We start from the raw sequence: 15419 nt of genomic DNA on the forward strand, positions 1-15419 counted from the left end.
TATTACACCTTCGCCCTGAATTAATTACTTTTGCCGAACAATTGTTAGCGCTTACAGATTTGTCAATTATGAGCTATACTCCAAAAAATAAAGTACGTATTGTTACAGCAGCTTCCTTATTTGATGGTCATGATGCAGCCATCAACATCATGCGGCGTATTATGCAGAGCAAAGGAGCGGAAATTATCCATCTCGGTCATAACCGCAGCGTAAAAGAAATTGTGGAATGTGCCATTGAAGAAGATGCACAGGGCATCGCCATTACCAGTTACCAGGGCGGGCATGTGGAATTTTTCAAATACATGAAAGACCTGCTGGAAGAAAACGGTTGCGGTCATATTAAAATATTTGGCGGTGGCGGCGGCACTATTCTTCCGGATGAAATTGAAGAACTGCATCACTATGGCATCACCCGTATTTATTCGCCTGATGATGGACGTAAGATGGGCCTGGAAGGAATGATTGAAGATGTGATCAAACAATGCGATGTTTCTCTCAACGGAACCGGTGAGTATAAAAGTGCATTAAAACTGGAAGAAGTAAAAGATGTGCGGAAAATTGCACGGCAAATCACCAATGCGGAGAATGGAAATAAGTTGACAGTTGACAGTTCTAAGTTGGCCGCAACAACCATTCCGGTTCTTGGTATAACGGGTACAGGCGGCGCCGGTAAATCATCGGTTACTGATGAAATCGTCCGTCGTTTCCTCAACAACTTCACAGATAAAACCATCGCTGTCATATCCGTTGATCCAAGTAAGAAAAAAACAGGCGGTGCTTTGCTGGGCGATCGTATCCGTATGAACGCCATCTCCCACCCCCGTGCTTATATGCGCTCACTCGCCACACGTGATGATAATACAGCATTAAGTGCAGCTGTACAGGAAGCCATTGATATTTGTAAAGTCGCCGCTTTTGACTTCATCATTTTAGAAAGCGCAGGTGTGGGGCAAAGTGATGCCAGCATTCTTGATTATTGTGATGTGAGTATGTATGTGATGACGCCGGAGTACGGCGCCGCATCACAACTGGAAAAGATTAATATGCTGGACTATGCTGATGTAATTGCCATCAACAAATTTGATAAAGCCGGGGCCTTAGATGCATTGGCTGATGTACGCAAGCAATACAAACGCAACCATCAACTGTTTACCGCAAAAGATAACGAGTTGCCCATTGTTGGCACCATGGCGAGTAAATTCAATGATGATGGTGTGAATCATTTGTTTGAACTGCTCATCAAAACCATTGAAAAGAAAACAGGCAACCGCTTTGGTGATTTTTCGTTTTCAGAAACAGCAAAAGTTTCACAAGCCATCATTCCATCAAACAGAACAAGATATTTAAGTGAAATTGCTGAGAATAACCGTGGCTATGATCAGTTGACTAAAGAACAATGTTCGCTTGCAAGTAAGTTATACCAGTTACATGGTGCAGTTGAAACCCTGACGGCGGCTAAAGCCCCTTCAGCGGTTATAGATGAACTGCAAAAGCAAATCACCTTCTTTAACGAGCAACTCACACCCGTAGCACGCAAACTCATTAACAACTGGCCGGAAAAAATAAAAGCCTATCAAAAAGATTATTACGAGTACAAAGTGCGTGATAAAGTAATTCAGCAGGAAATGTATTCCACCAGCTTAAGCGGCACACGTATTCCAAAAGTGGTATTACCCAAGTTTAAAGATTGGGGTGATTTACTTCGCTGGCAGGCTCAGGAAAATTTTCCGGGTCATTTTCCATTTACAAGCGGTGTGTTTCCATTAAAACGTGAAGGCGAAGATCCAACAAGAATGTTTGCCGGCGAAGGCGGACCGGAACGTACCAACAAACGCTTTCACTATGTAAGTGTGGACCAACCGGCTAAACGTTTATCAACTGCTTTTGATAGTGTTACTTTATATGGAGAAGATCCTGCTTACCGTCCGGATATTTATGGCAAAGTAGGAAACAGCGGTGTAAGTATTGCTACAGTTGATGATGCCAAAAAACTGTACAGTGGTTTTGATTTGTGTGATCCCAAGACATCTGTATCCATGACCATCAACGGACCTGCTCCCATGCTGCTGGCATTTTTTATGAATGCAGCCATAGATCAGCAGTGTGAAAAATGGATTGAAGCGAATGGCCAATGGGAGATGGTGAAGGAAGCGTTTCAAAAAAAATATAGTAACACACAACAACCAAAATATTATAATCCGTTAGCCCCTGATGCGTTACCCGAAGGGAACAATGGTCTTGGTTTGAAGTTATTAGGTTTAAGTGGTGATGAAGTGTTGCCAAAGGAAATTTATGAGCAATGTAAACAAGCTGCATTGCAACAGGTTCGTGGTACGGTGCAGGCAGATATCTTAAAAGAAGACCAGGCTCAAAACACCTGTATTTTCTCTACAGAGTTTGCACTGAAGCTCATGGGTGATGTACAGGAATATTTCATCAACAACCAGGTACGGAATTTTTATTCCGTATCCATCAGCGGTTATCATATTGCAGAAGCAGGCGCTAATCCAATTACACAATTGGCATTTACATTGGCCAATGGATTTACCTATGTTGAGTATTATCTCAGCCGTGGAATGAATATTGATGATTTTGCCCCTAACCTTTCCTTTTTCTTCAGCAATGGTATGGACCCTGAATACAGTGTGATAGGAAGAGTAGCCAGGAGAATCTGGGCCAAAGCCATGAAGTATAAATACAAGGCCAACAAACGCAGCCAGATGTTGAAGTATCATATTCAAACAAGTGGACGCAGTTTGCATGCACAAGAAATTGATTTCAACGATATCCGTACCACGCTGCAGGCTTTGTATGCCATTTATGATAATTGTAATTCGCTTCACACCAATGCGTATGATGAAGCTATCACTACGCCTACAGAAGAAAGTGTAAGAAGAGCCATGGCTATCCAGCTCATCATCAACCGTGAATTAGGAAGTGCTAAAATTGAAAACGTTACACAAGGGAGTTTTGCAATTGAAGAATTAACCGACCTGGTAGAAGAAGCTGTGTTGTCTGAGTTTGATCGCATCACTGAAAGAGGTGGTGTATTAGGTGCTATGGAACGCATGTACCAGCGTAATAAAATTCAGGAAGAGAGTCTGCATTATGAACACCTGAAACATACCGGTGAGTTACCGTTGATAGGTGTAAACACATTCCTCAATAAAAACGGAAGCCCTACCATTCTGCCGCAGGAAGTTATACGCAGTACGGATGAGGAAAAGCAACAACAGATCAATAACCTGCAGGCATTCTGGAAAAGGAATGAAGGTAAAAGTGATCAGGCTTTGCAGCGTTTAAAACAGGCAGCCATCAATAACGGCAACTTGTTTGAAGAGCTCATGGAAACAGTGAAGTATTGTTCACTGGGACAGGTAACCCATGCTTTGTACGAAGTAGGTGGACAGTACCGAAGAAATATGTAAAATGGCACGGGAATTGACTGGTTGATACCAATCCTTGAATGATGCAACTGTAGTTACCCCATCATTCATCTTTAAATCATAAAATTGAAACACACATGAAACAGTTTGTTCTCATTTTTACAGCTTTTGTTATCAGTTTGGGAGTGGCCGCCCAGGGAAAAAGCGGAAATAAAGAAAAAGGAAAAAACAAGCAAAACCAGGAACAAAGTGCGGATGCCAACTCCAAAGGCAAGGGCAAAAACAACAATGATGCTAAAGGAAATAAAGAGCAAAAGGAACATGACCAAAAAATTTGGGAAGGAACATATAAGAATGAAGGTGATGGCCCCAAGCCCTCAAAGAATCAACCTGCGAAAGTGAGAGAAGCATTTTCCAGGGATTATCCTAATGTACAGAATGTAACCTGGAGTAAATACCGTGGCGATTGGACGGCTACGTTCCGTAACGGCGTATTCACATCCACTGCCGTTTATCATGCAAATGGCGACAGAAGAGATACAAGAACACCAGTTCCCAGGCAGGAAGTACCACGCAATATTTTAGAAGAAATTTTTAAGAGAAGACCTCAAACGCAACAAAACGAAGAAGTGATAAAAGTAGAGTTACCTGAAAAGAACCGTCATCTTTTTCGTTTTAAAGAAATCATTAACGGAGTAGCCAATTATTTCTTTGTTGATAATGCAGGCAAGGAAGTCAACTACAACTATTAAGAACATGCATAATAGTATAATGGTCGCTCTTACTGAGCGACCATTTTTATTTTCACTGAAACGAGCACTACTCTTTTACTTCATTACCTTTTTTATCAATCATAATCATGTTGCCGTTTAACATAACCCGGGCTTTCCCTTCTGTAAATAAATCGGCAAAATTATATTTATAGTTCAGTGCCATATGTCCTTTCCTATCAATATAACCCCATAATCCTTTGGAGTTAGCCACGGGAGCTAAGCCTTCAGAAAAACCACGGGCCATTTCATATTGAAACGGAATAACAACCTTATAACTATAATCTATATAACCAAAGTGCCCGTTCTTTCTTACCGGTGCCAGGCTATCACGAAACGAACCGGCTTCATCAAACATTGGCTCAATCACTACTTTTCCTGTACTGTCTAAATAACCCCATTTAGTATCTAATCTTACGGGCGCCCGACCTTCATTAAAACTCATAGCTTCATCATAAATAAGCGGAACTTTTAATTCACCTTTGGCATTAACATAACCAAATTTATTATTCTTACTCACTTTGGCTAAACCGCAAATACAATCATCCACATAATCATATTGTTTGGTCCATGCCTGGCCAAAACTATTACCGGCTATCAGCAGCGGCAACAGTAATAAGAAAGATCGTTTCATAGCAAATATTTTATGCAGTTAACAAAAGAATATCGTTGAATTTCACACGTCGGCCTCCTTCATTTTCCATGGTAAGTTAATTGCAGATATCTCCCTGTTTTATGACAGGCAGCAGCGGGTGAAATGATTATTGGCAGAAAAGAATACGCAACATGGAATGATTTTTTATCTTGCCGCAAAACCCAATACATGAAGTCGTTCGGATTTGTATGTTTAACCTTTTTGTTACTGGTTATCAGTGGCTGTACCATCTCGCCGTATAAAGCCACCAACCGTGACTATAAACAACAATCAAAGCGTTTTGCAAAACTCCTCCGTGCATATCCGTTGACCGATTCGGCAGGTTTAAATTTTGCATCCGGTTTTGTAGGTACTACCAACTTCTCGATGCGTAAGCCCAGTTATGTCATCATTCATCATACAGCGCAAAATAGCTGCGATCAGACTTTAAAAACATTTACACTGCCACGCACACAGGTAAGTGCTCATTATGTGATATGCAGGGATGGTTCTGTATTTCACATGCTCAACGATTACCTACGGGCACATCATGCAGGAGTGAGCAAATGGGGCGGAGCAGTTGATATCAACAGCAGCAGTATTGGCATTGAGCTTGACAATAATGGTTTTGAACAGTTTGATGAGCGACAACTGAACAGTTTAATCGTACTGCTTGAACGATTAAAAAAGTCATTCAATATTCCGGCTTCGCATTTTATTGGTCATGGCGATATTGCTCCTACCCGCAAGAACGATCCTAACTGGCGGTTCCCCTGGAAAACATTAAGTGAAAAAGGCTTCGGCTTATGGTGGAGCGATACAACCAATGTACAGGTGCCTGTAAATTTTGATTATGTAACTGCTATCCGTTTAGTAGGTTATGATATAAAAGATACGAGTGCCGCTATTGTACGCTTCAAACAACATTTTTTACAGGATACTACCAAGGGAATGACTGAGCCGGCACAAAAAGTATTGTACCAGCTCTACAAAAAATACCTGTAACTTTATCTCTCTGCGATTGTTTCCATTTAAATAAGTTGGTAAAGATGCCTTTGCATCTGCGTTTTAAGTAATGAATGTATGTGATATGACAGCAGAACATCAGCGTTTACAGGAAAACAAACATAAACAGGTTCCACTCGAAAAATGGGGCCCTTATTTAAGTGAACGGCAATGGGGCACTGTAAGAGAAGATTACGGGCCTTACGGTGATGCATGGGGCTACTTCCCATTTGAACATTCACATTTTCGTTCCTATTTGTGGGGAGAAGATGGAATTGCCGGCATCTCGGACTATTTTCAGAATTTATGTTTTTCTATTGCCATGTGGAATGGGAAAGATGACATCCTGAAAGAGCGTTTATTTGGCGTTGGTAATTACCAGGGCAACCATGGTGAAGATGTGAAGGAACTGTACTACTACCTGGATAACGTACCTACGCATTATTACATGGAGTATTTGTACAAATACCCGCAACTTGCTTTTCCATATAAAAAACTGTACGATGAAAACCGCAAACGTTCCAAGCATGAACCTGAATTTGAGATTTTAGATACACCGGTTTTTAAGAACAACCACTATTTCGATGTACAGGTAACTTACGCCAAGTACAATTCCAATGATATTGTAATCAGGATTGATGTTACTAACCGGTATCATCGTGTTGCTGATCTTACGTTGCTGCCTACCCTTTGGTTTATGAATAAATGGAGCCGCAATGAAAAAGAAATAAAACCTGTGATTGAGTGGGTGAATGAGCAGTGTGTACATGCATGGCATCACCGGCTGGGTGATTATTATTTTTACTTTTCTGAATCAGATGATCTGCTGTTTACAGAAAATGAAACCAATAAAGAGAAATTAGACGGCACGCCGAATGATTCCATTTTTGTGAAAGATGCCTTTCATGATGCCATTATTCATAACAGTAACCGTAAAAAACTCCGGGAGAAAAAGAGCGGAACAAAATGTGCGCCTGTATATAAACTGCATTTTAAAGCGCACGAAACTAAAACATTGTATTGCCGTTTGGTGAATGCCTATATTGACAATCCCTTTCCCGAAGGCATTGAAAATATTTTTAAACAACGCAAACAGGAAGCAGATGAATTTTACAATACGATTATACCTACAAAACTTTCACCGGAACAAAAAAATATTTCCCGCCAAGCGTATGCAGGCTTACTCTGGAGCAAACAGTATTATGGATTTGATGTAGAAAAATGGCTCACCAACAGTGATGGTATTACCCCGGTAAATGATGGTAAAAAATCCGGCCGTAATCATGACTGGAAACATTTAAAGAATGCAGATATCATTCTCATGCCTGATAAATGGGAATATCCATGGTATGCAGCATGGGATCTTGCCTTTCATTGCATTGGCATGGCATCGTTGGATCCTGTATTTGCTAAACATCAGCTGCTGCTTATTATGCGGGAGTGGTATATGAAACCGGATGGTCAGCTGCCTGCTTACGAATGGAATTTTGGAGATGTGAATCCACCTGTACATGCCATGGCTGCCTGGTATGTATATCAAACAGAAAAAAAACAAACAGGTAAAGGTGATATACAATTCTTAAAACGCATTTTTCAAAAACTCATCATCAACTTTACCTGGTGGATCAACCGCAAAGATGAAAACGGCAATAATTTATTCCAGGGCGGGTTCTTAGGTCTTGATAATATCGGTGTGTTTAACCGCAGTCATCATATACCCGGCAATCATGACCTGGAGCAGGCTGATGGTACCGCATGGATGGGTATGTATGCCTTGAACATGATGGATATTGCTCTTGAAATTGCCATGCATGATGATGCGTTTGAAGATACAGCCACACGCTTCTTTGAGCACTTCGTTCTGATTGCAGAAGCATTAAACGAGCAACATACGTGGAATGAAGAAGACAAGTTTTATTATGACGTGCTTTGTTTGCACGATGGTTCACATATTCCCCTTCGCATTCAATCAGCTGTGGGTTTAACCAGTTTATATGCGGTATCAACCATCAACCGAACTATACTCGGTCGTTTGAAAGATTTTAAGAAACGGATCAACTGGTTTGAAAACTACCGCAAAAGCAACAAACGCTACTGGCCCAATGAAGAGCGCAGCGACAGTGAAGAAATTCTGTTATCCATTGTGCCAAGGGAAAAATTAATTGCCATTTTGCAACGATTGCTGGATGAGAATGAATTTTTATCAGAAGGTGGTATCAGGGCCTTATCAAAACATCATGAAAAGAAACCCTACTCTGTAGAAATAGAAGGCCATACCTATTCCATCAAGTATGACCCCGGTGACAGTACCAGTGATATGTTTGGCGGAAACAGTAACTGGCGTGGACCTGTGTGGATGCCGTTGAACTTTTTAATCATTCAATCCATCCGGCAGTTTGGAAAATTTTATGGAGACAGTTTACAGGTAGAATATCCCAAACGTTCCGGTAATATTTTAACGCTGGAGCAGGTAGCAGATGAACTTACGAAACGGGTGTTTGACCTGTTTTATTTAGATGAACTGGATGAGCGCCGCTGTTATGAAAAGTACAACTGGTTTTACAAGCAACCGCATAACCGTCATCTTGTTTTGTTTTATGAATATTTCCATGGAGATACCGGTAAAGGCTTAGGTGCGAATCACCAAACAGGATGGACGGCCCTGATTGCTCATTTACTGCAGGAGTTGTAAATTCAATTTTATTTTACCAGTATGGAGTTTGGAAGAGTTTCTGAAAGCGAATTGTACTTCATGAATATGCAGCTTTCTATCAAGAAGTAATATTTATTTGAAACCCATCCTTGAAAATCCAAAATAAGATTTTGGATTTTCAAGGATGAATTTTCTGACTTTGATTGAACACACCTCACAAACCGGGTAACGATTCCTTTGGTAAAGCATCCATCACACGTTCATCATCTGCTTTCCTTGTACGTATAGTATTTACCGGCCATACCTCTATTTCCTTTTCAGGAAGTTCAAAAGCAAGAATACTTCTCATCTGTTCATCTGTTAACTGCGGATGGAGCCATTGCTGTGCCAAAGCTTTAGTGAGTATCAGTGGCATACGCTCACTGTTTGGTCCGTGATTATGAATTTTTTTCATGAGTGCGTTCGCTGGTCTTGTAATAATGGTGAATGTGCCGATCAGTTCACCTGTTTCCCTAACAGGTAACGGAGAATAATTGTACAGGCCTGCAAAACAAAACACTTCCGTATTTTTTATCTTGATGAAATACGGGAGTTTCTTTTTCCAACCCACTTCACGGTGTTCAAAAAAACCGGTTGTAAATACAAGACATCGTTGTTTGCGGAGGCGATGCCACACACTACGTTGATCATCCAATATTTTTTCACTGCGTGCATTGGCCATGCTGCTGCGGTATTGTTTGATTTTATCAGGCGTGTTCATATAATCAGCAATCAATCCCCACTCAAAGTATTTGAGTTTGGTTGCGCCATCTTCAAAAATCACTACCGGAAACGGATGCCAGCTTTGTGCTACCTGGTGATAAGTAGGTGTAAAATCAAATTCAGGAATTTGATCTATTTGAATAAATTCAGTTATGAGTTTAATGGACGAAAAGTAACTCATGTCATAACACATGGCGTAAAATTTTCAATTTCCTCTAAAGGTATCTCAACTCTGTTCATCTCCCAACTTACGATCAGGAACAATTTTCCAAAACGGTCTTTTAATTGAATGTTTGTTTTATGATTGTTCCAATCTTTAAAATTATTAAGCATATAAGTATTTAGCTGTCTTCTTAAAGATAATGGCGGGTTCCATTTTTTCATTAATAAATTCACATAGCATTGATAAGGGAGTGGTTGAGCGGCTGCTTTTAATAGCCGCTCTCTATGTTCCGGGTTTTCACTATCATACAAAAATGCATAGTTGTCTTTTTTCAACTGTGCATAATGATAGTCGGCACGATGCCGTTCCATATCACGCTCCTTATTGTAATATGTAAACAGCAGTGGAATCGTTTGGTCACCCGTTGCACTCCTCTTTCCTCTTGCATACAGTTCCCGCACAAAGAGTTTGGGTTCTTTGAGCATAGCTTCCATCAGTTCAACCGTTAATAATGCAAATGGATTTTGCATAGTTCATTATTTTACAACATACAATTCCTCCCATCTTGTAGTATAGCGTGGGCTTCTTAGCTCCTGCCGCATCTTCCAGTCACGTGAAGTACCGCTGGCAGCAAATTTCAACACATCATTCCGCTGGCTGAAGTTGACATTATCAATCATCGCCATCAATTTGCGGCCGCAGTTATTGGCGGGAGCTGCAAACAGATTTCCCTGTATCGAGGCATCCGGCACCAATCCGCTTAACATCACACCCGCTTTTTTATAAACCGTTCCCGGTTGAAACAACTGGTCAACCAATGATACTGCCGGTTTAATTAATTCATTGGTAAGAGAAGTGGCAGCAGGTAATGTAGCATACCTGCTGTGCGTAACACCATGATGAAAGCTTGCGTTATGGTTCTCCTCTTTTGTTACCACAAACACACTGATGATGCTTGCAGCACTTTGTTGTCTTCTCAATTTTTCAGCAGCCCTGGACGTATAGGTAGCAACGGCCTCTTTAATATCATGGATGTTATCAACAGGGCTGCCAAACATTCTTGTGGTAGCGATCATTTTTTTGGTTACGAGTTCGTCTTCCATTTCCCTGGAAGGAATACTGTTTAACTCACGAATAAGTCTTGCTCCTACTACACCGCCCAGGTGCGTATGGGCAAACTCTTCACTCATTTTGCTTAACTGTAATGCATCGGTAATAAACCATTGTTCTTTGAGCTTATAAGCGTAACGTCCGCCCACGCCCCATACATCTCCTACAGGAGTAGCTGCTAAGGCTTTTTCTATTTTCTCTTTGGTATCCAGCACCACTACGCAATTAGTTTTTTGTTTATTTTTTTTAGCCAGCCGGTTGGCAACTTTGGATAATACTTTTGTGGGTGCTACACCTACTGATACTTTAATGCCTGTCCACTGTTCTACTGTTTCCCGTATCTGCACTGCAAGCGACTGTAGTTCTTCCGGCGGAAAAATGCTCAGGTCCAGAAATGCTTCATCTACTGAATACACTTCTACATGTTGTTTACCAACAAGAGTGCGTAATGTTTCCATTACCCGCCAGCTTAAATCGCCGTATAAATTATAGTTGCTGGAAAACACCGCTACTCCATGTTTTTGAATCAATGGCCTGGCTTTGAAGTAAGGCCCCGCCATTTCCACACCCAATACTTTTGCTTCATCACTTCTTGAAATAATACAGCCGTCATTATTGCTGAGCACAACAACAGGTTTATTATCCAAATACGGTTTGAATAAACGCTCACAGGAACAATAAAAATTATTGCAATCAACTATCGCCTTCATACCTGCTTATTCAAATGAATGAATTGAGTGCACCACCACACCCCAGATTCTGAAATCATTAAACTCGGCTACATTAATATTTTTATACCGCTGGTTTTCTGCAATTAAAAATGCTGATGAAAAATTTTTATGAAACCTTCTTACCAACAACTCCCCATTTAATACGGCTACTACTACTTTTCCGTTTTGTAATTTGAGCGATCGGTCTACAATTAAAATATCACCGTCAAAAATGCCTGCCTCCGTCATAGCATCCCCTTTCATGCGAAAGAAAAACGTAGCCGGTTTGTTTTTAATGAGTTGTTCATTTAAATCAATACCCCGCTCCATATAATCATCTGCAGCGGCGCCAAAACCTGTAGCATTGGCGGTTTTTACTTCCTGTTGTGTAAACTGTTTACTGCCACGGTAAGCAGCACCAAAAAATTGTTCCCCATCCATAATGAAACATTTAACGGCTCAAGGCCATGAAAAAATAAGTTTGATGGGTTTGTAAGAAAGTTTTGTAAAACTAAAACTTTTAGTACATTCGTAGTACAAACATCTCCGAAAAAATTTTCTGATACTTCTTCAAACCCATCAGCAGCAGTACAACTGCTGCAAAAAATTTATTAATCATTTAAAGATGGGTTATGCAATTACAATCAGTCAAAACCGCCACCATTCCCGGTTACAGAATTTATGAGTACCTGCTCGTATTAAGTCCGCATGAAGAATTATGGAATCGTATTGTAAAAGAAAAAGAAACCTTTGCCGAAAAATACAAAGCAGATCATGCAAAGTGGACCAAGCCTCACATCACACTTGTAAATTTTTTGCAATATGAATTAATGGAAGAGCGGTTGCTCAACCGTTTAAAGATGATTGCTATGGGGTTTCATCCCATTAAAGTGGAGCTGAAAGATTACGGCAGTTTTCCATCGCACACAATCTATATAAATGTAGTAAGCAAGCTGCCTGTACAATCACTGGTAAAAACCATACGCACAGAATCACAAAGATTGATGAAACTCAATGATGATAATAAGCCGCATTTTATTTTAGAACCACATATACCTGTTGCCAGAAAATTGCAACCCTGGCAATATGAAAAAGGATGGTTGGAGTACAGTCATAAATATTTTACGGGACGATTTATTGCCGAAGGTATGTTATTGTTAAAACGTCCGCTGGGTGAAAACAGGTATCAAATTATACAGCGTTTGGAGTTTCAGAATTTAGCAGTTACTACAAAACAGGGAGATTTATTTAGCTAAACTTATTTAAAAGCACAGAGTACACAAAGTATAATACAAAGAACACAGAGGGTTCTTTGTGCCCTCTGTGAAAACCTTTAACTCCTCTGTGGTAAAAGCCATGTCAGAAAAATTGCAGCAAGATCATTATAAAGTAAAACCCAAAGAAACAGATGAATCACAGCCATATCATGCCGGTCGTGGTGCACAGTTCAATACCAAGAACAAATTTTTAAAAGATGAAACAACAAAAGAACATATTGAAGCCATTGATGAGTGGCAGGAAACAGAACTTAAAACGCAATACATTGAAACCTTTTCAAAAACAATTGTAAACAAAGTAGAAAGTCCGGATGTGGGCATGAGTTACAGCATGAATCCTTATGCAGGATGTGAACATGGTTGCATCTATTGCTATGCACGCAATGTGCATGAGTACTGGGGCTACAGTGCGGGTATGGACTTTGAACAAAAAATACTGGTAAAGAAAAACGCACCACAACTACTTCGCAAATTTTTAATGCACCCCAAATGGGATGCCACACCCATCATGCTCAGTGGTAATACGGATTGTTATCAACCGGCCGAACAACAGTTTCGTTTAACAAGAGGACTGCTGGAAGTATGTAATGAATTCAATCAGCCTGTAGGCATCCTCACTAAAAATGCGTGGATCATTAAAGACAAAGATGTGTTGCAGGAAATGGGAAAAAAGAATATTGTTTCGGCAATGGTATCTATTACCTCTTTCAATGAAGATTTACGAAGAGTGATGGAACCACGCACCGTTACAGCCAAACAAAAATTAAAAGTGATTAATGAACTGAGCAGTGCCGGTGTACGCATGGGTATTATGATGGGCCCCATGATTCCCGGATTGAACGATCATGAAATGCAACGCATCATGAATGCTGCCAGGGACAACGGTGCCACTTTCACTGCTTATACGTTCATTCGGTTAAATGGTGCCATCAAGTTTTTATTTCATGATTGGTTATACAAAAATTTTCCTGACCGTGCCGATAAAGTGTGGCATCATATTGAACACAGTCATGACGGTAAAGTAAACGATACCCGCTGGGGTGTACGTATGCGAGGCGAAGGACCGATTGCACAACTGGTTGCACAGCAGTATAAAAAATATGGAAAGCTGTATGGCATGAATGCTGAAGAGTGGAGTTTAGACAGAACAAAATTCAGAAGACCTGGGCAGCAGGGGAGTTTGTTTTGATATTCGATGTAAATTGAATATTCAATTACATACCATGCAACGCAAATCATTCCTCACCAAACTCTCTGCTGCTTCTGCTGCAATTATTGGCTTTTCTTCGTTTCAACAGCCTGTATCAAAGAAGGAACTGAAAAACTGTTTCATTCATCATGTCTATTTCTGGCTCAAGAATCCGGATAGCAAAGCTGATCTGGAGCAACTCGTTGCCGGGTTAAAGAAACTGTCAAATGTGAAAACCATTCAGCAGTTTCACATCGGTAAACCGGCGGCTACCCGCCGTGATGTAATTGAAAGTAGCTACGCCGTTTCCTGGTTCACACAATTTGCCAATGCAGCAGATGAGGAACGTTATCAAACGGATCCGATTCATTTAAAATTTATTGAAGAGTGTTCGCACTTGTGGAGTAAAGTGGTAGTGTATGACTCCATAGATGCATAAAAAAATCCTGCTTAAAAGGCAGGATTTTTTTATGCTTACTGATTTTTTACCAAACAAATCCCTTTACAGCAGTTTGTCCTTCATCTGTTTGAATGCGTACGAAGTACTGTCCTTTTGAAAGTCCGCTTAAAGAAACCAGGATTTTGGAATAAGGAAGGGTTAATGTTTCCTTACGTTGCAACAGCACGGCACCGGCAGCATTTACAATTGTGAGCTGGACTGTTTTTCCTGATGCTGCATAAATATCAGCTACTAAACGCTCCCCTGCATCTGTGTAAAGACGCTGTATGTGCAGTGGCTTCAGCTTTGCCTCTACGGCTGCAATGGGCGAATAAAATGTTTTACCGGGTTCGGTAATTTTAAGCCGGTAAAAACTGCGGCCTGCCAACGGATAAAAATCAGTTTTACTGTATTCTGCTTTTGAAACAGGATCTCTGTGATTCATTACATTGATTGTTTCAAAACCACGACTATCGCTGCTGCGTTGCAACTCAAATTGTGTATCAGGCTCCTGTTCTTCAACATTCCACTTTACAACTACAGTATTATCCTTCATACTTGCTGTAAAACTTATGAGACGTAACGGCACAGGGATTGGTGCCTGTCCTGCAAACAATGCCTTATTGGCAACACGCTGAAAAACCAACTGATGACCCAAATCATTGATATGATAATCAACCAACGGATCACCATACACCACTTCATTGCGTAACCGGAACTGCCCATCATTGGTAACAAGATCAGTCCAGAAGTCAATAGCATAATAACCAAAATTATTATTTACTGAATCCACAATTTCTCTCAAAGCCTGCCGCATGGCAAAAGGCTGATCATTTCTTGGTTGTGATGTTGTGATGTAACACTTGGCGCCTGTGGCTGTTATTAATCCCCTGATGGTACGCAGATTGTCCATCATTTCCTTTTTACCATAGCCAAACACCACATCGTTACTGGGATAATTGATAATAACAACATCAGGGTTAAAACTAAGTGCACGTGTAACATTGTAGTTGGGATCAGGAGCCGGTCTGCCCAAAGGAGGTACATATCCTGTGGCCATTGCTTGGTAAGTGGTATGACCCCAATAGGCAATGTTTTGTACAATTGTGTCCACCCCATCGGTTGTGTTTTTCCGGAAATGATTTTGAAGTCTCCCGGCCCAGGCAGTGTTGTAAGTGCTGGCATTAGAGCCTGCGGCTGTAGAGGAGCCCATAACTACAATTACTTTTTGGGCTTCACATAAAAAAGCAGCAAACAGGAATAGAAGAAAAAAGCAGAAACGTAGTTTCGGTTGCATAACCCATCATTTAACTGTTGATAA

13 protein-coding genes are annotated in these 15419 nt (G+C 40.6%); 7 read left to right on the plus strand and 6 right to left on the minus strand.

Annotated elements, in window-relative coordinates; translation table 11 throughout:
- Positions 1–68: 68 nt before the first annotated feature.
- Positions 69–3428, plus strand: coding sequence for a methylmalonyl-CoA mutase family protein (locus tag PDL71_RS17515; RefSeq protein WP_407523605.1), 3360 nt, complete (start codon positions 69–71; stop codon positions 3426–3428).
- 95 nt (positions 3429–3523) lie between these two features.
- Positions 3524–4138 carry a hypothetical protein gene (locus tag PDL71_RS17520; RefSeq protein WP_407523607.1) on the plus strand — a complete coding sequence of 205 codons (615 nt, stop codon included), beginning with the start codon at positions 3524–3526 and terminating at the stop codon, positions 4136–4138.
- Positions 4139–4205: 67 nt separating this feature from the next.
- Here PDL71_RS17520 and PDL71_RS17525 read toward each other — a convergent pair whose 3' ends face one another.
- Positions 4206–4790 carry a WG repeat-containing protein gene (locus PDL71_RS17525; RefSeq protein WP_407523609.1) on the minus strand — a complete coding sequence of 195 codons (585 nt, stop codon included), beginning with the start codon at positions 4788–4790 and terminating at the stop codon, positions 4206–4208.
- A 189-nt stretch (positions 4791–4979) separates the two neighbouring features.
- On the opposite strand from PDL71_RS17525, the gene PDL71_RS17530 reads away from it, so the two are divergent.
- A complete protein-coding gene (locus PDL71_RS17530; protein ID WP_407523611.1) occupies positions 4980–5795 on the plus strand; it encodes an N-acetylmuramoyl-L-alanine amidase in 816 nt (271 codons plus the stop codon).
- 85 nt (positions 5796–5880) lie between these two features.
- Positions 5881–8487 carry an MGH1-like glycoside hydrolase domain-containing protein gene (locus PDL71_RS17535; protein WP_407523613.1) on the plus strand — a complete coding sequence of 869 codons (2607 nt, stop codon included), beginning with the start codon at positions 5881–5883 and terminating at the stop codon, positions 8485–8487.
- A 175-nt stretch (positions 8488–8662) separates the two neighbouring features.
- Here PDL71_RS17535 and PDL71_RS17540 read toward each other — a convergent pair whose 3' ends face one another.
- Genes PDL71_RS17540 through PDL71_RS17555 form a run of 4 tightly spaced genes read right to left on the minus strand, consistent with a single transcriptional unit; the run spans position 8663 to position 11634 of the window.
- On the minus strand, positions 8663–9391 hold the full coding sequence (locus PDL71_RS17540) for an SOS response-associated peptidase (RefSeq protein ID WP_407523615.1): 729 nt from the start codon (positions 9389–9391) through the stop codon (positions 8663–8665).
- Positions 9388–9903: a hypothetical protein gene (locus PDL71_RS17545; protein WP_407523617.1), complete on the minus strand. Its 516-nt coding sequence runs from the start codon at positions 9901–9903 to the stop codon at positions 9388–9390. The genes PDL71_RS17540 and PDL71_RS17545 overlap by 4 nt, the downstream gene beginning before the upstream one ends.
- 6 nt (positions 9904–9909) lie before the next feature.
- A complete protein-coding gene (locus PDL71_RS17550; RefSeq protein ID WP_407523619.1) occupies positions 9910–11193 on the minus strand; it encodes a Y-family DNA polymerase in 1284 nt (427 codons plus the stop codon).
- A 6-nt stretch (positions 11194–11199) separates the two neighbouring features.
- Positions 11200–11634 (minus strand): LexA family protein, encoded by a 435-nt coding sequence (locus PDL71_RS17555; protein WP_407523621.1) that lies wholly within the window; start codon positions 11632–11634, stop codon positions 11200–11202.
- 191 nt (positions 11635–11825) lie between these two features.
- On the opposite strand from PDL71_RS17555, the gene PDL71_RS17560 reads away from it, so the two are divergent.
- From PDL71_RS17560 to PDL71_RS17570, 3 genes are all read left to right on the plus strand, one after another.
- Positions 11826–12449: a 2'-5' RNA ligase family protein gene (locus PDL71_RS17560; RefSeq protein ID WP_407523623.1), complete on the plus strand. Its 624-nt coding sequence runs from the start codon at positions 11826–11828 to the stop codon at positions 12447–12449.
- A 100-nt stretch (positions 12450–12549) separates the two neighbouring features.
- Positions 12550–13659: a PA0069 family radical SAM protein gene (locus PDL71_RS17565; RefSeq protein ID WP_407523625.1), complete on the plus strand. Its 1110-nt coding sequence runs from the start codon at positions 12550–12552 to the stop codon at positions 13657–13659.
- A gap of 34 nt (positions 13660–13693) precedes the next feature.
- Positions 13694–14098 (plus strand): Dabb family protein, encoded by a 405-nt coding sequence (locus tag PDL71_RS17570; RefSeq protein ID WP_407523627.1) that lies wholly within the window; start codon positions 13694–13696, stop codon positions 14096–14098.
- 46 nt (positions 14099–14144) lie between these two features.
- Here the strand turns inward: PDL71_RS17570 and PDL71_RS17575 are convergent, their stop codons facing one another.
- On the minus strand, positions 14145–15395 hold the full coding sequence (locus PDL71_RS17575) for a GDSL-type esterase/lipase family protein (protein WP_407523629.1): 1251 nt from the start codon (positions 15393–15395) through the stop codon (positions 14145–14147).
- Positions 15396–15419 lie beyond the last annotated feature (24 nt).

It is taken from the genome of Lacibacter sp. MH-610 (genome assembly GCF_045780045.1).
Classification (GTDB): domain Bacteria; phylum Bacteroidota; class Bacteroidia; order Chitinophagales; family Chitinophagaceae; genus Lacibacter.